The sequence below is a fragment of the Shewanella sp. 10N.261.52.F9 genome (genome assembly GCF_041471165.1).
In the GTDB taxonomy this organism is placed as follows: Bacteria; Pseudomonadota; Gammaproteobacteria; order Enterobacterales; family Shewanellaceae; genus Shewanella; species Shewanella marinintestina.
This window is the reverse complement of sequence record NZ_JBFRNX010000013.1, coordinates 202745-221758: the sequence shown is the minus strand read 5'-3', so window position 1 is coordinate 221758 and position 19014 is coordinate 202745. Positions and strand designations below refer to the sequence as shown.

The following is a 19014-nucleotide window of genomic DNA, read 5'->3' as shown; positions in this document are numbered from 1 at the left end:
AGTACGAGGAAGACAACTTCGTCGGGGCGTCATGGTGGATGCAAGGAGGATACGGACGAGCAGTCCTCCTTGCCCGGGTGTGGGATGGAATCCCACGACGTTTATCAAGCGCAGCCTGATAGGTGGCATAGCCACGACCTTTATCAAGCAGGGAGATGTAGGGTCAGGGGCAATATTAGAATAACAACTATATATCTTGGGTTTTAGTGCTGTTAACCTATTAATACCGCACTATGAGTCTATTGAAACGGAGAGATTTTATCATGGAAGATTTAGCTAAATTACTACAAAGTAATGGTTTAAAAGCCAAAATAAGAAATGGGAAAATTACGGTTAAGCCTGAAGGGCTTGCAAACCCTGTTTTGATAGTTTGGGATATAGCAGTCAGTAAATATAAAGTGAAAACTAACGATATTTTCCTATCCATAGCTGCCTGTTTTTTTCTATTTGCAGGTCTTTCAAGTATGAGCGGAGATAGCGGTAGTAACCTTCTAGGTTTTGTTCTCATATCGGTATCAGTCTTGTCTTTTGTTACAGTCGTACTTACCGAACTAAAGTCTGCCCAATTGCGTGCCACCATAGCAGAGTTTAACCGTGGACTAAGCACATAACAGAGCAGGTTGAATACATATTCAAGCACCTAGCTTAAGGTTTCCTACTTAACTTACAGAAAACACCAAATTCTCCATCGAAGTTACCGAAGTACGTTGGAAACTCTTTATAAACCAGAGTCGCGTGATGCCGACATGGATGTCGGCGTAGCTTTCGCGGGGCAGGATGCCCCATCGGAAGCGTTAGTGATTTATCCATAAGTATGAGGATCAACAACTTCGTCGGGGCGGCTGGGACTCTTTATAAAAGAAATAGCCAAGAGGGTATTGCTGTTGATTTTTGTTTCCCTCTTGCCCGTGTGTGAGCTGGAAGCTCACGACTTTTATCAAGCGCAGCTTGATTAGCCCTCGGGTGCGGGCGAAGCGCCGCGACTTTAGTTGTTAGACGCAGTCTAACTTAAAAGTCAGGCGTAGCCTGATAACAACAAACTTCCAGCGCCAAAAAGCTAGGTGCAAAAAAAAGCACAACCCTAACTAACATAGGATTGTGCTTTTCTTTAGATCTTCCTAGAACCTAGGACCTATCTCAACCCCTAGAACCTATCTTGTTACTTATAAAGAAGGTTCTTCAGAATAATCCACCTGATGATACTCAAGACACGCATCCACTTCATTGGCAGAGCCTAAGATCACCGCTACACGTTGGTGAATTTCAGTTGGCTGAATATCCATAATGGTTTCATAGCCAGTAGACGCTTTACCGCCTGCTTGCTCAACCAAGAATGCCATTGGGTTAGCTTCGTACATTAAACGTAGCTTGTATGGCTTTTCTGGGTTCTTGTTATCTGTTGGGTAAGTGAAGATACCGCCGCGGCAAAGTACGCGGTGTACGTCGCCCACCATGGCTGCAATCCAGCGCATGTTGAATGACTTTTCACGTGGGCCAATCTTACCTAGCAATAAATCACTGATGTAAGTCTGCATTGGTGCTTCCCAGAAGCGTTGGTTTGACATGTTAATCGCAAACTCGCCTGTATCTTTGCTGATAGCCATCGCACCATCAGTTAGCAAAAACTCGTTAGTTTCTGGGTTTAGGGTAAATAGCTGTACGCCTTGACCTGTAGTCAGTGCAAGCATGGTTGATGGGCCGTATAGCACATAACCTGCGGCAACTTGGTTGCGACCTGCTTGTAAGAAACTGTTTTCAGTTAGCTCGCCTGCGGGCGCTGGCAATACTGAAAAGATAGTACCCACAAGTGAATTGATATCGATGTTTGAAGAGCCATCTAGTGGGTCAAAACACACTAGGAACTCGCCGTTTGCATCGGCTTCAACTACATAGTCTTCCTCTTCAGAGGCGATACCGCGAACTGTGCCGTCGGCCTTTAGGGCATCTTTAAGCATATCATTGGTGATGATATCGAGTTTCTTCTGCGTCTCGCCTTGAACGTTTTCTTGCTCTGTTGCGCCTAATACGCCGGCTAGTGCGCCGTGACGAACCGCGTGGCTAATCTCTTTAGAAGTATTAGCTAAGGTCAGAATAAGTTTTTCAAGAGTAGGGGAAATTGCTTGTGATGTCAGGTTTTCAGCCAGAGTTTGCATCTTGTTTCCTATACAATTTTACGTGAGTAAATTGAGTTTGAGGTCAGGACAAAAGTGTATTCTTTATTATTGACGCGATGATACCTGAGAACGCTAGTTTTTTCAGCTGTAAAGATTGGCTTTTCAACTGCTAAGAGTGATGTCATTTGAGCAATTTTTGTTTTGCTACTGATTAAGGCACAATGTAGGCGAATTTTCAGCCGAACAGTCAGTTAACTGATTCTAATTTAACTAAAGACGACTTCGGGTTTAATCCAGGGAATAATAATGAAAAAAAATTGGATGAGTTTACTGTTAGCCTCTTTGCCTTTAGTGCTTAGCTCTACAGCAGCTCAAGCATCATCACTCCCCGGTGGCACTGAGCCACTCACTATTGAGCGTATGTACGCTTCCCCAGCGCTTGCTGGTAGCAGCCCTCGTGGGTTAAAGCTGTCACCGGATGGCAAGCGTGTTACCTATCTTGCTGGACGTAAAGACAATCAACATTTGTATGACTTGTGGCAGATGGATGTGGCAAGTGGTAAGCAAAGCCTGCTAATTGATGCGGATAAACTTGAAGCCGGTGAACTGTCTGACGAAGAAAAAGCTCGCCGTGAGCGTCAGCGTATTTATGGTCAAGGGATCATGGAATACTTTTGGTCTAAAGATGGCGAGGCGATTCTAATCCCTGCTGCGGGTCAGTTGTATTACTACTCGGTTGCAGATAACAAGGTCAAGTTACTGGCAACGGGTGAAGGCTTTGCTACTGATGCGAGATTGTCACCTAAAGGGCACTTAGTGTCATTTGTGCGTGAGCAAAACTTGTATGTGTTGGACTTAAAAACTCAGGACATTACTGCATTAACCACTGATGGTGGCGGCGCGATTAAAAACGCTATGGCTGAGTTTGTTGCCCAAGAAGAGATGGGTAGAATGACTGGCTACTGGTGGGCGCCAGATGAGTCGGCGATTGCCTATACTCGCATCGATGAATCGGGCGTGGAATTGGTTACCCGCAATGAAATTTATGCCGACGGAATTAAGCTGACCGAGCAGCGTTATCCCTATGCTGGCGAGAATAACGTCAAAGTTGAGCTTGGCGTAGTGACGCTTAAAGATAAACAAGTCGCTTGGGTGGATTTAGGTAAAGACACTGATATCTACTTGCCACGGGTTAAATGGTTGCCTGATAGCAAACATTTGTCGTATCAATGGCAGAGCCGCGATCAGCAAGCGCTCGATCTGCGCGTTGTAGCAATTGATGATATAAAAAATGATAAAGACTTAGTTAAAGAGCGCAGCGAGGCTTGGGTCAACCTTAATGACGACCTGCACTTTTTAAAGCAGCAAAAGGCGTTTATCTGGGCGTCTGAGCGTGATGGTTTTAACCATCTGTATTTGATTGGCTTAGACGGCAAAGTGATCCGTCAGCTAACCTCCGGTGATTGGGCGGTTGATGCCGTTGAGTATATCGATGAAAAAATCGGTGAAGTTTACTTTACTGGCCGTAAAACCAAAGTTACTGAGAAGCAGCTTTACCGCGTCGCTCTCGCTGGTGGCAAGGTTGAAAGCATTAGCCAGCGTAGCGGCATGCATTCAACGGTATTTGCCGACAACAAACCAGTATACCTTGATTACTTCAGTAGTTTGTCACAGCCACCACAGGTGAGCTTGCATGATCAAAGCGGCAAGCGTCTCGCTTGGGTAGAGCAAAATGAGGTTAAAAAGGGTCATCCACTTTATAACTACTTTGGTTTGTGGCAAGTACCAGAGTTTGGCGAGCTAAAAGCTGAAGACGGCCAAATGCTGCAGTATCGTCTGTTCAAACCCACTAACTTTGATGCTAACAAGCAGTATCCGGTTGTGGTGCGCGTATATGGTGGCCCTCATGCACAGCTGGTAGTCAATAGCTGGAGTCATCAAGACTACTTTACTCAACACTTATTGCAGCAAGGCTATATTGTTTATCAGCTCGATAACCGTGGCTCAGCTCATCGCGGTACCAAGTTTGAATATGTGATTTACAAGCAGCTTGGTGAAGTAGAAGTGAATGATCAAAAGGTGGGCGTGGATCACCTGCGTACTCTGCCTTACGTTGATAGTGACAACATTGCTATCTATGGTCATAGCTATGGCGGCTACATGGCACTAATGAGCCTATTTAAAGCGCCAGACTACTTTAAAGCGGCAATTTCTGGTGCACCGGTATCTGACTGGTCTTTGTATGACACTCACTACACAGAGCGTTATATGGGGAATCCTAACACCAATGCTAAAGGCTATGAGGCGAGTAGTGTGCTGCCGTATGTTGGTGGCTATGAGTCAGGATTGCTGATGTACCATGGCATGGCTGACGATAACGTATTATTTGAAAACAGTACTCGGGTTTACAAGGCGCTGCAGGATGAAGGCAAGTTGTTCCAGATGATCGATTATCCAGGCTCTAAGCACTCGATGCGTGGTGAAAAGGTGCGAGTGCACTTATATCGCTCGTTAGCTGACTTTTTAGACCGAAATCTAAAGCACTAATTTGAATGTTTTTTTATTAATATAAAGGGCTTAGTTGACAGTTTATTAGTTTACTTGGCTGTCGAAATTAGTTTAATGCACACTTGGCTAGACGGTATCATTAATTTTACTTAACCGTCTAAGTTAAGTTTGTTATTTCGCTTAAAGAGGCTTTTTATAAGAGCCTTATGGATTGGCCTGCTAAGCTATTATGGCTAAGCCAATACTTATAGTACTTTTGAATAAGCTAAATAAATTTTACTATTACTTTTTAGGTATATATTAATTTAAGGTTTATCTTAAACAAATATTAATCTTATTGAGGTTTAAGCAAGCTCTGATAATAACAATTGTAGCTGCAAATATAACAACAGCATCGCTGCCGAAATATAAATATCAGCCATAAAAAAAGCCAGTCAATCGACTGGCTTTTCAGTTTATACTGAGAAACAGTATAAGTTGTGGGACTTGGAATTAATCTTCCAAGCTACCACAGAAACGGTAACCTTCACCGTGAATAGTTGCGATGATTTCTGGCGTATCTGGTAAGCTTTCGAAGTGCTTACGAATACGACGGATTGTTACGTCAACTGTACGGTCATGTGGCTTAAGCTCGCGGCCAGTCATCTTCATTAGAAGGTCTGCGCGGCTTAGGATCTTACCTGGGTTCTCTACAAAGTGAAGCATCGCGCGGAATTCGCTGCGTGGTAGCTTGTACGACTCACCTTGTGGGCTTACTAGAGAGCGACTGTTGATTTCAAGGCTCCAACCGTTGAAACGGTAGAACTCAACTGCACTTTTCTCTTCTGAATCTGTACCAGTGCTATTAACGCGAGTTAATAGGTTACGAGCACGGATTGTCAATTCACGTGGATTGAATGGCTTAGTGATATAATCATCAGCACCAATTTCAAGACCCAAAATCTTATCAACTTCGTTATCACGGCCAGTTAGGAAGATTAGACCGATGTTATTAATTTCACGAAGTTCACGAGCTAATAAAAGGCCGTTTTTACCTGGTAAGTTAATATCCATAACTACCAAGTTAACTTTGTTGTCTTGCATAGCCTTATGCATTTCAGCGCCGTCATTGGCTTCAGTTACCACATATCCTTCTGCTTCAAAAATACTTCTAAGTGTGTTTCTTGTTACTGCTTCATCTTCAACAATCAGAATGTGCGGGTTTTGCATATTAATTACCTAATTTCTGTCAATTCTAACCATGAGTATAAAAAGGTTATACTCCATCTAGTTATGCTGATAATTCACTGATACACGTAGGTGCTTTCAAATTTGGTTCGAAACAGCAACACACTGCATGCGCTAGCAAAGTATGGGTATCTCACATATGGAAAAACGTGAACTGTTTAAACTTTGATTAACAATAGTAGAAAAAGTTTCCTTAGCTACCGTTTTTTATCAAGTTTAAATGTTAAATCAACAATAGTTCACATTTGATACAGCTGTGTGGATTACTCTTCTGTCTGTTTCTGGTATGTGTAACAAAATGTGTTCGTTACATGTATCAGAGTGAGCTAATCAACGAGCCTTATTGTACTCGTTTTAGGCATTTGTTAACAAATGAAATGTTAATAAAATTCCTCGACGATATGATTTAGATCACTATTGCAAAACTATCTATTTGATTTTATTGGTTTTGGTAAAATCTCTTTCTGTGATCTATATCACTGGACTGGGAAGCGCTAACGAGTTTGCTATAATAATCGCACCTAAAACGGAGAATTTGTTAGCAATGAATAACTCAGTCGACAGCCTCTGGCATTACTATCAACAAACAGAGTTTCTCTTTACTCAAATGTTATCTACGCAATTATCCTTCGCTATTATCACCGCTTATAACCCGAAAGGAGAGCTGTTGTCTCCTTGCCAAAATGGGCTGTTAGATCGCAAGTTGCAACATGAAATAAACAGATTAGGCTTACCTTATCGCGCGATGATCGGTGCTTCTCAAGATCGTTCTCATATGGAAAAAAGTTGGGCTGTTTCGACTGATAAAGCATCGGCAGTCAGGCTAGGTTGTTTGTTTAATCAGAACGCTATCTTTTATATAGAAGCTGATACTTTGCAGCTAGTGCCATGTCTAATGTCGAGAGAGGAAACCTCACTCGGTGCATTTTCTCCAAGGGTGGATTGGGTGTTAGATCTGCCTGATATTGCTTAAAACTAAATCAAATTAGATTTCCGTTGACTTGATTGGTTAAATTTTGATATTTTTCAGATTCTTGTTTTTGTATACAAAGCAAACATAGCTAGTATAGAAAATGAGTGCAGAAGAGGAGCGCTAACTAGGTAGTAAGTTTAAGGGGCCAAACCCGTTGATAACTTATGAGGGAGATTAGCGCCGAGATATTCATAGCAAATTTGGTTGTGCTTGAATGTTGGTCGTGCAGGCTGAATCCTGGCGATTGTCACCGATATTTATTATGGTGGAGAGCTTCTGGTGACGATCGCTGTTTCCCATCTTTTGGGGTGCATATCATAGCACCAGGCTCTTCGAACGAAGTTAGTTCGGAGCTTATTCATGTTAGTTGTTCAAAAAAACACTCATTTTTACCCGTGTCAGCCTTACCTTTTGTTAGCAAATGAGGGGGGCTCGTTATGCCTGTAATTCCAAATTCTACAGCCAGTTCAACAGAAGCACTGGCAGATATTCCTTTACTGCGAGTTGCCAAATTTGGTGGTACATCGGTTGCCGATTATGAAGCTATGCAGCGCTGTGCCGATATTATTATCAGTAACCCACAAACACGAGTGGTGGTGGTAAGCGCTTCAAGCGGTGTCACTAATAAGTTAGTGGCGTTAACCCAAGAAGAAACCAGCTCGGAACAGTCGAAAGCTTTAATTAAAAGTATTGCCTCAATTCAATATCAGATCCTCGATAGATTAGGCAATCCTAGTGATGTTGCTGCGCAAATTGATAAAGTACTTAGCCATATCGCTACGTTAAGCGAGCGTCTTAAGTTGACGCGAAGCAAAGCGGTGATGGATGAGTTATTGTCTCAAGGCGAAATGTGTTCATCAGTCTTTTTTGCTGCGGTCCTTAGAGACAAAGGAGCCTGCTCTGCAGCATTTGATGTTCGCCAAGTACTGCGTACAGACAGTCATCATGGGCGTGCAGAACCGCAAATTGAGCTGATAGCAGAGCTTACGGCTGCACATTTACAGCCATTACTCACGGACCAAGTGATTGTCACGCAGGGTTTTGTTGGCGCCGACAGCGAAGGCAATACCACGACTTTAGGTCGTGGAGGTAGTGATTACTCTGCAGCTTTATTGGCAGAAGCCTTGCAGGCTAATGCAGTTGAGATCTGGACCGATGTGGCAGGCATTTATACCACTGACCCAAGACTTGCACCTAACGCTACGCCGATTGCTGAAATCAGTTTCAATGAAGCGGCTGAGATGGCGACTTTTGGCGCTAAGGTTTTACACCCTGCAACTATATTGCCGGCGGTTAGACAAAAGATTCAGGTGTTTGTTGGCTCAAGTTGGGCGCCAGAACAAGGTGGCACTTGGATCCGTCACAAGGTATCTAGCGAACCTGTATATCGCGCTGTAGCACTACGACGCGACCAAACTTTGCTAAACCTTCATAGCTTACAGATGTTACATGCCCAAGGTTTCTTAGCTGAGACTTTCGCCACTTTAGCTAAGCATAAGATTAGTGTTGATTTGATCACTACATCAGAGGTGAATGTTGCACTTACTCTAGATAAAACAGGCTCAGACTCAAGTGGCCAAGGCTTGCTGAGCGAGGCTCTGTTACAAGAGCTATCACAACATTGCCGAGTACGAGTGGAAGAGAATTTAGCACTAGTTGCGGTGATTGGTAACAATATTGCTTCTACAGCTGGCGTATGCCGCCGGGTTTTTGAAGTGTTAGAAGCCTACAATGTGCGCATGATTTGCCAAGGAGCAAGCCCACATAACTTGTGTATTTTGGTCGATGAATCGGAAGCGGGCAATGTGATCCGAGCACTTCATGAGAACTTATTTGAAGCTTGATATGTAATGCATAATCTAGGTTTATATGAGCCTAGCAGATGAGGAAGTTGATATTTTATGAGCTTTACCCAGTCACACCTTAAGGTGGGTGAATTGGCAACCGGGCAGGAACTTACTGTTCCGGTTTATCGTATCGAAGCCACTTGCAACAATGCGCCAAAGGTGTTTATTCAAGCGAATGTTCACGGTGCTGAAGTGCAAGGTAATGCGGTTATTTTTCAATTGATGAAACGATTGGAAACTATGGATGTAAAAGGTGAGGTAACTTTGCTGCCTTTAGCTAATCCGTTGGGGATTAACCAAAAGAGTGGTGAGTTTACTTTAGGCCGTTTTGATCCGATAACCGGAGTTAATTGGAACCGTGAGTACCTTGATCATAAGGTGAATATAGCGGCTTGGTATCAACTACATCTCCATCTTGATGACGCTGCATTAGTACAAGCCTACCGTTTGTATTTAATTGAGTCTTGTCAGACGACATTAGCTAATGAGTGGGGGGTGACAACAGGCAAGCGCTTAGCTGTCACTTTACAATCATTAGCCCATGAAGCGGATATTGTGATTGATCTGCATACCGGCCCAAAATCTTGCAAACATATGTATTGTCCAGAATATGATATGGCCTCTGCATCGTTTTTCTCTATCCCTTTTTCATTGGTGATCCCTAATGATTTTGGCGGTGCGATGGATGAAGCAGCTTTTTGCCCATGGTGGCAACTTTCCGATTATCTCGAAACTCAAGGGCGCAGCTTGAAGGTACCTGTTGCTGCATTTACCCTGGAGCTTGGCAGTCAAGAATTAATTGATATGGATGATGCGGCGAGTGATGCGATGGGGATCTTAGCCTACCTAAGCCATAGAGGAGTGATTACTGACAAGGTCGAGCCTGCCAAGATGGCAAGACATGGCTGTTATCTAAAAGATTATAAAAAGTATCACGCACCCAAGGCTGGCTTAGTTGAGTATCAAGCAAAGCTGGGTCATATGCTTGATGCCGGCAAATCGTTAGCAAATATTCTAAGACTAGATAGATACGGAACTAATGAAGAGTTTACCAAGCTGGCATTGACTCAAGACTGTGTGCCTATCCTGCATTTTGCCTCTGCTTCTGTCTATCAAGGGACCGAGCTTTACAAGGTAATGACCAACCTTTTTGAGCTTTAGTCTTTAGAAGTACCAAATAGTATTACAGATTTAATCGAACAAATAAAAAAGGGAGCCATAGGCTCCCTTTTTCTATTGCGAATTCACGCTTATTTATACTTACTTATTGCGACGACGTAAGCCTGCAAATGGTAGAAGAACTAGTGCTAACCATCCTAATGAACCACCACCTGAAGATTTCTCTTCCTTAGCAGTTACAGCGATAGTTGCGCTACCCGCTTCACTTTCTGCACGGCCATCAGATGCAACAACTGAGAACACATAATCGTTTGTGCCTGCAGGTGCTGTAAATACGATAGATGAACCGCCATTAGTGAAGCTAACGCTTGGGCCTGATGTTTGAGTCCAAGTGTAAGTTAGCTCATCACCGTCAGCGTCTTTACCGTTAGCTTTTGCTGTAACTACAAAGCCTTCAGTACTTGTCATGCCTGATGGAGAAACCGTTGGTACAGTGTTGTTAATCTCAACAGTAACTGTTGCAGCTTCAGAACGATTACCCATAGTGTCAATTGCTACCACTTCAGCAACCATTGACTCGCTTTGCTGATCAATAACTGCATCTTCGCTTAGCTTAACAGTACCGTCTTTTTCGATTACCAACATGTTGTTGTTGCTGCTGATTACCACAAACTCAGAGAATGGGCTTGTTAGCATATCTGGGTCAGTAGCCATTAGCATACCAAGCTCAGTGCCTGCTTCAGCGCCTTTATCTACAGATAGCATAGTATCTTCAACAGTCGGTGCAGAGTTACCTTCATCGGTAGTGTTTGCCGTAATAGACATTGAACCGTTGTCAGATAGGAAGATGTAACCATTTGCGTTAGCGCCAACTTCAGCTTGCAGAGTCGCACTCTCACCTGGCTCAAGCTCAGTCACTTCTACGCCATCTTCATCAACAAGGATTGCACTTGTACCTGAACCATCTAGCATCAGTGTTGCTACAACTTCATCACCAGTACCTGTTGATGTTGGAGCCCAATCACTTTCTTCTACGCGGTAACGAACAGTCACATCACTGCCTAGATCCGCTGCAGTTAGGTTCATATCTTCAAAACATGCTTTAACAGTAACAAAGTCATTACCCGTTACGTGGAAAGCTGGCTGAAGTGTACCGCTAGCAGTGCCATATGTTTTAACAAAACCATATAGTGCACGTGGATAGCCATCATTGAACCAATTTAGGTTAACCGTTGTTGCTGTGTAGTCCCACACGCCATCGTTGTTAGTATCGAAATCAACATTGTAGCTTGCTACGAACGTATGAACGATAGGGTCACGCATTTGGAATGTGTTGTAGATAGCAATACCTTCACCACAAGAACTGCTGCCTAATAGCTCACTTGAAGCATTAAGTAAGTCGTGACGTAGTGAGTTATCTACAGGGCTTGATGCAGTAAGTGGAGCAGTAAATGGATCTGAAATAGCAACTGCACCAGAGTTTGTTAAGGTGCGAACTATTCCATCTTCAGTTACTTCAGTCATTACTGATGCGGCAGCGGTTGCTTTAGGAAGAATATGGTAAACCATATGTAGAGCAACTTCTTCGCCTTCCATAAACTTAATTGCACCGTCGTATTCAGAAAGCGTTAATGCTTCTGATGCTTCAGTTGCAGTGCCATCTAGCTCATAAGAGGACGTTAGTGTCCACTCTGGAAGCTTAGTTGGGTCAATCGTTACAGTCACATCGAAGTCAGCTGTTTGGCCTGCCGCAATTGTCACAGTTTCAGGCATTTCAAAGCTTACCGCTGCAGATGTTTCATCGTTTTCGAAACGTTGCTTAGCAGCTAGTGTGTAAGTCTTTTCTTCAGCAGAGAAGTTCTTAACTGTTACTGTTTTAGTCATTGAAACAGTTTGGTCTGTTGCGACTAGACCAAATGCCAATGCTGCTTGCTGTGTGTCTTTATTCCAAGCGATAGCTGGAAGGCTCACAGCTTTTTCAACATCAACTAGACCTGAACCAATGTAGCTAATTGGTGCTAGTTCAGCGTCTGGGTTTAGACCTTTTGGATCTAAAGTAACGTCAAGGTTTGCAGAGTTCATCATTGTTGCTTTGATTTCCATAGCATTACGCTCTGGAAGTGCTTCGCGAACAATACTCATTGCACCCGCTGTGATAGGGCTTGAGAATGAAGTACCACTGATTGGAGATAGTGCATCACCACCACCTGGGTAAGCCGTTAAGATAGCTGTACCTGGAGCAGTAATTTCTGGCTTCAAGGTACCCGCAATTGATGGGCCGCGAGAAGTAAAGGTAGCAATTGCGCCTGCTGTTGTTACTTCTTCTGAAGTTACGTTATAAGCAACTGGACCGTCGACTAGACCGGCTTTAATTACGTCACCGTCTTCTTTTGAAATCATTACCGATGGAATGGTTACAGCAGGATCTGAACCACCCATGTTGAACGCACCGTCATCAGGCTTGTTGTTTGCAACAATGACAAACACCGCGCCTTTTTCTTGGGCGTGAAGAACCTTAGATGTGAAGTTACAAGCACCACGGTCAATGATTACGGCCTGACCTTTAAAGTCTGTTCCATCTGCAAATGGGTCACAACCATTTTGGTTGTCAGTTGGGTAAATGAGAGGCGCTTTAGTATCGTCAAACATAAACTCGTTGGTTGTGTTAAAACCAGCGCCAAATGCTTCAACAGTTTCACCAGCAAATGATGAATCAAGCTTACCAGCTTTTGTCGTTGGGTGAGTCATAGCACCAACTGATAACGCGTTGTTTGATGTGCTTGGGCCGCCTACAACAAACGGGGTAGGGCCGTCATTACCCGCAGAAATAGCTAAGTTAACGCCAAGCTCTGCCATCTCATCTAGCATTTCTTGAACAGCGCCACCTTTAATATCACCGAAATCACCACCTAGTGACATGTTTACTGTATCTACACGATCGCTGATATCGCCATCGCCATTCGGATCCATTGAAGCTTCAAGTGCTAATAACTGAGCTAGCCCAGGACAACCTGAGTTACATACTGAATAGACAAAAAGTTCTACATCTGGAGCCACACCAACCACTGAGTGACTTACATGAGTACCGTGATTAGTATTAACATCGATTGGGTTCGGATCGTCATTGATAAAGTCATAACCACCAATGATTTTACCTTGAGGCCAGTTTGGTGCTTCAGCTTGCATTGCCACTGCGGCATCGTAATCAGCTTTATCGCCGCTACCACCTAGTGCTTTATGAGTGTAATCAACACCTGTATCTAATACGGCAACACGTTGGCCTTTACCTGATGCTACACCGGCTTCAATCACAGCTTTAGCTTTAATGTATTCAGCGCTGTCATCAACATGTAGTTCGTAATCGTAAATAGGAAGAATGTCGGCAACATCTGGGTTGGCTAGCATTGCAGCGAGTGCATATTTGTCTGCTTCAACAATAATCGAGTTAACTAGATTTGAGGTTGTTGCTAAAACGTTAACGTTTGCATCCATTGAGTTGAGGCTAGCTTGTACACGTTCTTGTGAATTAGCAATGCCGCTTACTGCAGATGATTGATTAAAACCGAAAGTGCGGCTTTGCTCTGAAATTGATTGAGTATTTAGTTTTAGCATCCAAGCTACAGGTGTCTTAGCTTGCATTTCTTTGTTCAGACTAACGTTAAAGCCTTGATATTCATCGTTTGTTTGATTGGTAGTATTATACTTTTCAATTGACCCTGCATAGGCCGTTGATGAAATTAGCGCTGCCGAAATGGCAATAGATAGTTTTGTTTTCACAACTTTATTCCTTGTCAATTTGCCGTAACCTACTTGGGTTAAGGTCATTCTTTGTTATTTTCTTGCTATTCTTTTATTCCCACACTATGGCGGTTGACAAAGTTGTAACACAAAAGTTGTGTATTGATAACAAAAGTATCAAAAAAAAGCAGATGTTTAGTTTTTTCCGATACTTTCTGGAATGAATAACTATTGGTTATTTTATATTCTTTTTGGTTTTAAGGTTTGACCGCACGTACAATAGGGTTCTGCAAACTAATGAGTGTTTCTGTGGACTGAATTTCATCGATAGATTGAATGCGATTAATCAAAACATGCTGCAAGCCATCAATAGATTGGCACATTACCTTTACAAAAACGCTGTAGTTGCCCGTAGTATAATAAGCTTCAACCACCTCTTCTAAAGCATTCAGTTTCGAAATTGCTGCAGGATAATCCCCAGCGCTTTTTAAATTAATACCGATGAAACAACAAACGTCATAGCCTAGTGCTTTTGGGTTAACGGTAATTTGTGCGCCAGTGATAATGCCTGCTTGCTTCATTTTTTCTACGCGAACATGAATTGTCCCCGCACTCACACCGAAACGTTTAGCTAGCTCAGCGAAAGGCGTTCTCGCTTCTTTCATTAAGGCAGATAGAATTTGGTTATCGAGCGAATCTCTTTGAAATGGAGCTTCCATAATAAATGTGTCATTTGTTTATTGGTTAGATAAGTAATTTACGTATTTTTTGAGGAATGTTCTACTGATTTAGTGAGTATCTTTATGCTTTTTCATAATAACTAGGTGGTATCACTATGATTGCTTATAGAGTTTTAGTACTGAAAGCCGAGTGTGGATGAAATTTATGCAAGGTTTGTTTGGTATAAAGGTAGTAAATGCAGGCAGGTTTTATAGTTGAAAAGCATTAGTGCACTTTCTGGAGTGAGTACTTTTAGTTAAACCATAGGTGGAGGCTAATTAAATTAGTTTACACCTGTGGTTTTAGCGCTCGATTTTAGTGCTTTGGGTGTTATTGCTCACCTTCGGCAAGTATAAATGGCACATCACAACTAAAGGTCATAGGCTCTTTAGTGTAAGGGTGAGTAATCGTTAGCGACTGGGCATGCAATAGTAAGCGTGGTGCTAACCGCTTAGCTAATGGATCCGCATAAAAATTATCACCAAGAATAGGGTGGCCTAATGCCATCATATGTACCCTTAGCTGGTGAGAACGACCTGTAATGGGGGTCAGCTTAACGAGTGTTGAACGTTTGCCATAGCTAACCACTTCATAATGAGTTTGCGAGGCTTTACCTATCTTATGGTCGACTTTTTGTTTTGGACGGTTTGGCCAATCACATATAAGTGGCAAGTTAACCGTACCATGAGACTCTTTTACATGACCAGCAACGCGAGCATAGTAGGTTTTCTGGGTTTCTCTATCTCTAAATTGGCGTTTTAGTTCTGACTCGGCACTGCGTATTAACGCCACCACGATTACGCCGGAAGTCGCCATATCTAAGCGATGTACAATTTTCGCATGGGGAAACTCTGCGAGGACTCGGCTATAGGTACTATCGGCGTGCGCCGGATCTCTGCCCGGTACAGACAATAGGCCTGATGGCTTATTGACGACCATAATATCTTTATCTTGATGGAGTATTTCAAGCCAAGGCGTAGTCGGAGGAGAGTAGACGAAATCAGTCATTATGAAACCTTATTAAAATTGCGCGGCAAAGATACCTCTTAGGTCGTTGTCCATGCAAGCAGATTTCATCGCATCTCCCTTTGAAGCTATAAATTCCTTGCTTGGCTAGCTGTTTTACGAAAAGCTATTACCGTTGACATGCATAATGGCAAAGGTCCAAACCACAAAAGCTAGTGCTGAGTGGATTAAGGCGTAAAACGACTGATCGAGACGCCCCATGCTTCTGGCATCCCAAATGAGTAGGCCATGCAGCAAGATGACGATAGGAAATAGTGCTAATAGCGGGTAGAGGCTTAGTACGCTAGCATCACCGAAAATGAGTCTGCTCAGTAGGGCCCACACAACCATAAAACCAGTGATTATCGGTGGCATTGCGACGCGATATTGCTCAGGGTATGGAAACATACTTGGCCTCTACTTAGTCCTGTTTACCCCAACGGTTTTTGCGCAATGATTTGCGCTTTATAACTAGCGTTAGGTAATTCTCCGAATAGATCTTCAGAGTAATGGAGACAGCGCCAGTTAGCAAATAATGCCTTTAATTCACCCAGTTTCAACAAAAAGTCAGGATTACGTGGTCGACCGATTTCAGCTTGTTGTTCGGTGAAGGTCTCGTAAATAATCAGCCCACCCGGCTTGACGGATTTGACTATTTGGCCAAACAAAGGACGATGCAGGTAGTTAAAAACCAACACAACATCATAGTGATTTTCAGGTAGAGAAGGGGCGCTGCCATTTTCGAGATCCCACTCTAGGCGCTCAATGTTGGTAGATTCATTTACAGCTATAACATCAAGGCCACTGAGATCTCTATCGAGATAACTGACATCTAAGCCCTTGTCGGTAAACCATTGGCCATTGCGGCCGCTACCACAAGCAAGATCTAACACCTTGCTTTGAGGTGTTAGATAATTATTGAGTTGTGCAAATTGGGATATGAGTTGCGCGCTATTGCACTGACTAGCCTTTAACTTCTTTTCTGCCATCTATTCTGCGTCCGTGTACTACTGAGAAGTGTCTAAGCCCTGCTGGGCCATGAGATACAACGACAGATAGTAACACGACAAAAATGAGCAATTCTGGTTTATATGCGGCAAATGGAATAAACAAAGTCAGTAGACCTAATTTTGCAATTGTAAGCACTCCTTTTAATTGGATTAGCCAGCGCCAGTCGCGGACGATTTCCCACAGCATCATGGCCGATCCCGTCACCATCGCCATAATCCAATAAGTTAGCCACTTTTCTTGCGGCACATGCAACAAAATGCCACCGCCTGCACCTGTTATACCTAATATATGTAAAGCACGCAGCGCAGTCTTAGAAAAACGTTGCAGCATAAATTGTTTTTCTGTGAGTTCTTTTCTAGCCATATATAAAGAGTCTTGTGCTATTAGCGGTGAGCAAATTTTATCAGGAAATCCCTATTTGAAAAGCGCTGATAGCTCACAAGCTTAAACATGCAAAGATATTTACGATTGAAGCTTGGCTAATTGGGGACAAAATCGCCATTTCATCGGTGTTTCAGGCTGATTTTGTGAGTCAGTTATCTGTACCTCTTTATGTATAGTGGTATGTTACTCGATATTAGCTTACTCCTGCTGTGCTTGGTCAATTATGCTCAACCAAGTACAACGTTGATTTGAATTTATCTTGAGAATGTATCCTTCTTATATAAGACAAGTTCAGAATTAAGCTGGAAAGCGAGCTGTCAGGAGCTCGCTTTTTCTTTCTGCAAAACAATCGCTATCAATGAGGCATAGATCAATTGCCCTCACGACAAACCTGCTAATATCACATACACTGTGCAAGTTTTCTCCCTCATTTAGTTAAGGTAGCTCCCATGAAAATAGGCTTTTTTAGCGCCAAACACTATGATATGCAGCATTTCGATCGAACCAATACTGCATTTGGTGCCAGCATAGAGTATTTCGATTACCGTCTATGTATGCAGTCCGTCAAGTTAGCGGAAGGGTTTGAGGTCATTTGTGCCTTTGTAAATGATTCTTTGTGTGAAGAGGTTCTCGTAGAGTTAGCCAAAGGCGGCACAAAAGTCATCGCTATGCGCTGCGCGGGATTTAATAACGTTGATCTGGCTGCTGCTGAACGTTTAGGCATGAAAGTGGTTAACGTGCCGGCATATTCTCCTGAGTCAGTTGCTGAGCACACAGTGGCATTGATGCTGACCTTAAACCGTAAAATACATAAAGCATATCAGCGTACTCGTGATGCTAACTTTTCACTTGAAGGGCTAGTGGGCTTTAACATGTTTGGTCGCACTGTAGGTGTGATTGGTACGGGTAAAATTGGTCTTGCGACGATTAAAATATTGCAGGGATTTGGCTGTAAAGTTGTAGCTCATGATCCTTACCCCAATCAGGACGTTATTGATCTCGGTGTTGAGTATTTATCGCTGGAGCAGTTATACCCCATTTGTGATGTGATTAGCTTGCATTGCCCGCTGACCAAAGATAATCACCATTTACTTAGCGCTGGTAGCTTTGCCAAGATGAAACCTGGTGTAATGGTCATTAATACCAGCCGAGGTGGTTTGCTTAATGCACTTGATGCAATGGAAGCGTTAAAAACCGGTCACTTAGGCTCATTAGGTTTAGACGTTTACGAGAACGAGAAAGAGCTGTTCTTTGAAGATAAATCGAGTGAAATTATTCAAGATGATGTGTTTAGGCGTTTATCAGCTTGTCATAATGTGATTTTTACTGGTCACCAAGCGTTTTTAACTGAAGAGGCCCTTGGCGCAATAGCGCACACCACACTGAGTAATGTAAAGCAGTTGCTCGCCGGTGAACATTGCCCTAATGAGCTGTATTAACTTTTTATCGCGTTAATGGTTATAAATAAGCAGTAGTCTCTTTAGTGTTAAACACTTAAGTACTACTGCTTTTTTTATCGCAAATACTTACCAGCTATTTTAATCTATGGCGATGAATCGTATTTATTGACCTGACTTATCTAAGGAAAGCCGATGATCATTACTCAAGAAGTGCATGATATTTCGACCGCAACAGGAACCATGCGCACCTATCTATATCGTCCGGACTGTGACGGCCAGTTTGCGACTATTATCTTTTACTCGGAGATTTTTCAGCAAACCGCACCTATTGCTCGCGCAGCATCAATACTGGCTGGGCATGGCTTTGTGGTGTTAGTTCCTGAGGTGTTTCACGAGTTAAACCCTATTGGTACTGTACTGGAATATGATGATGTCGGTAAAGATAAAGGCAATGCTGATAAATTTGCCAAGCCGCTAGAGCACCATGATAGTGATACTGAAGCCTTAGTGGATTTTGCTCGCAGTTTAAGTTTTTGTACTAGTAGCGTAGGTAGTATGGGCGTATGCATTGGTGGCCATCTAGCTTATCGAGCAGCATTAAACCCTGATATTCAAGGTGCATTTTGCTTATACCCAACAGATATTCATTCTAATACTTTGCCTTGTTCTGAGGGCAATGACTCCTTGACTCGTACGGGCGAGATTGCCGCGGAGCTGGTACTGGTATTTGGTAAACAAGACCCGCATGTATCGAGCGAAGGGCGTAAAGCTATCTATAATAAGCTTGAGGCAACAGAGCGCAAGTTTAACTGGCTTGAAGTGAATGCCCAGCATGCCTTTATGCGTGATGAGGGGGATAGATATGACGCCGCATTGGCGTTGCAAATGTATTTACAAGCAGTAGCGTTTTTTCAGCGAACATTAAAATAAATCGATAAACCAAAAAAAGGGGCGAGTCATTATTGACT

Annotated in this window: 15 protein-coding genes and 1 riboswitch; of the genes, 7 read left to right on the top strand and 8 right to left on the bottom strand. The window is 43.0% G+C overall.

Annotation, left to right across the window (positions count from 1 at the left end):
• Positions 1 to 263: 263 nt before the first annotated feature.
• On the top strand, positions 264 to 611 hold the full coding sequence (locus AB4298_RS10020; protein ID WP_371986573.1) for a hypothetical protein: 348 nt from the start codon (positions 264 to 266) through the stop codon (positions 609 to 611).
• 552 nt (positions 612 to 1163) lie between these two features.
• On the opposite strand, the gene AB4298_RS10015 is transcribed toward AB4298_RS10020, so the two are convergent.
• Complete coding sequence (locus tag AB4298_RS10015; RefSeq protein WP_371986571.1) at positions 1164 to 2153, bottom strand: class 1 fructose-bisphosphatase; 990 nt, start codon at positions 2151 to 2153, stop codon at positions 1164 to 1166.
• Positions 2154 to 2420: 267 nt separating this feature from the next.
• Between AB4298_RS10015 and AB4298_RS10010 the strand changes: the two genes are divergently transcribed.
• Complete coding sequence (locus tag AB4298_RS10010; protein ID WP_371986570.1) at positions 2421 to 4661, top strand: S9 family peptidase; 2241 nt, start codon at positions 2421 to 2423, stop codon at positions 4659 to 4661.
• A 453-nt stretch (positions 4662 to 5114) separates the two neighbouring features.
• Here AB4298_RS10010 and arcA read toward each other — a convergent pair whose 3' ends face one another.
• Entirely contained in the window at positions 5115 to 5831 is a 717-nt protein-coding gene (gene arcA / locus AB4298_RS10005) for a two-component system response regulator ArcA (protein WP_012153996.1), read from the bottom strand.
• Between the two features lie 562 nt (positions 5832 to 6393).
• Here arcA and AB4298_RS10000 point away from each other — a divergent pair.
• From AB4298_RS10000 to AB4298_RS09990, 3 genes are all read left to right on the top strand, one after another.
• Positions 6394 to 6822 (top strand): DUF3293 domain-containing protein, encoded by a 429-nt coding sequence (locus tag AB4298_RS10000; RefSeq protein ID WP_371986569.1) that lies wholly within the window; start codon positions 6394 to 6396, stop codon positions 6820 to 6822.
• A gap of 102 nt (positions 6823 to 6924) precedes the next feature.
• Positions 6925 to 7106, top strand: a riboswitch (Lysine riboswitch).
• Positions 7107 to 7259: 153 nt separating this feature from the next.
• Positions 7260 to 8666: a lysine-sensitive aspartokinase 3 gene (gene lysC / locus AB4298_RS09995; RefSeq protein WP_371986567.1), complete on the top strand. Its 1407-nt coding sequence runs from the start codon at positions 7260 to 7262 to the stop codon at positions 8664 to 8666.
• 57 nt (positions 8667 to 8723) lie between these two features.
• Positions 8724 to 9830, top strand: a complete 1107-nt coding sequence (locus tag AB4298_RS09990; RefSeq protein WP_371986566.1) for a succinylglutamate desuccinylase/aspartoacylase family protein — start codon at positions 8724 to 8726, stop codon at positions 9828 to 9830.
• Between the two features lie 99 nt (positions 9831 to 9929).
• On the opposite strand, the gene AB4298_RS09985 is transcribed toward AB4298_RS09990, so the two are convergent.
• The 6 genes from AB4298_RS09985 to AB4298_RS09960 form a co-directional block, all read right to left on the bottom strand.
• On the bottom strand, positions 9930 to 13565 hold the full coding sequence (locus AB4298_RS09985) for a S8 family serine peptidase (protein WP_248998263.1): 3636 nt from the start codon (positions 13563 to 13565) through the stop codon (positions 9930 to 9932).
• Between the two features lie 218 nt (positions 13566 to 13783).
• Entirely contained in the window at positions 13784 to 14245 is a 462-nt protein-coding gene (gene asnC, locus AB4298_RS09980) for a transcriptional regulator AsnC (protein WP_012275918.1), read from the bottom strand.
• Positions 14246 to 14576: 331 nt separating this feature from the next.
• Entirely contained in the window at positions 14577 to 15254 is a 678-nt protein-coding gene (gene rluA / locus AB4298_RS09975; protein WP_248998264.1) for a bifunctional tRNA pseudouridine(32) synthase/23S rRNA pseudouridine(746) synthase RluA, read from the bottom strand.
• A 114-nt stretch (positions 15255 to 15368) separates the two neighbouring features.
• Positions 15369 to 15659: a hypothetical protein gene (locus tag AB4298_RS09970; protein WP_248998265.1), complete on the bottom strand. Its 291-nt coding sequence runs from the start codon at positions 15657 to 15659 to the stop codon at positions 15369 to 15371.
• Between the two features lie 23 nt (positions 15660 to 15682).
• Positions 15683 to 16240, bottom strand: coding sequence for a methyltransferase domain-containing protein (locus AB4298_RS09965; protein ID WP_371986563.1), 558 nt, complete (start codon positions 16238 to 16240; stop codon positions 15683 to 15685).
• Positions 16215 to 16625 carry a hypothetical protein gene (locus AB4298_RS09960; protein ID WP_248998267.1) on the bottom strand — a complete coding sequence of 137 codons (411 nt, stop codon included), beginning with the start codon at positions 16623 to 16625 and terminating at the stop codon, positions 16215 to 16217. The genes AB4298_RS09965 and AB4298_RS09960 overlap by 26 nt, the downstream gene beginning before the upstream one ends.
• 470 nt (positions 16626 to 17095) lie before the next feature.
• Between AB4298_RS09960 and AB4298_RS09955 the strand changes: the two genes are divergently transcribed.
• Both AB4298_RS09955 and AB4298_RS09950 read left to right on the top strand, forming a co-directional pair.
• Positions 17096 to 18085 (top strand): 2-hydroxyacid dehydrogenase, encoded by a 990-nt coding sequence (locus tag AB4298_RS09955; protein WP_248998268.1) that lies wholly within the window; start codon positions 17096 to 17098, stop codon positions 18083 to 18085.
• A gap of 153 nt (positions 18086 to 18238) precedes the next feature.
• Positions 18239 to 18976, top strand: coding sequence for a dienelactone hydrolase family protein (locus AB4298_RS09950; RefSeq protein ID WP_248998269.1), 738 nt, complete (start codon positions 18239 to 18241; stop codon positions 18974 to 18976).
• Positions 18977 to 19014 lie beyond the last annotated feature (38 nt).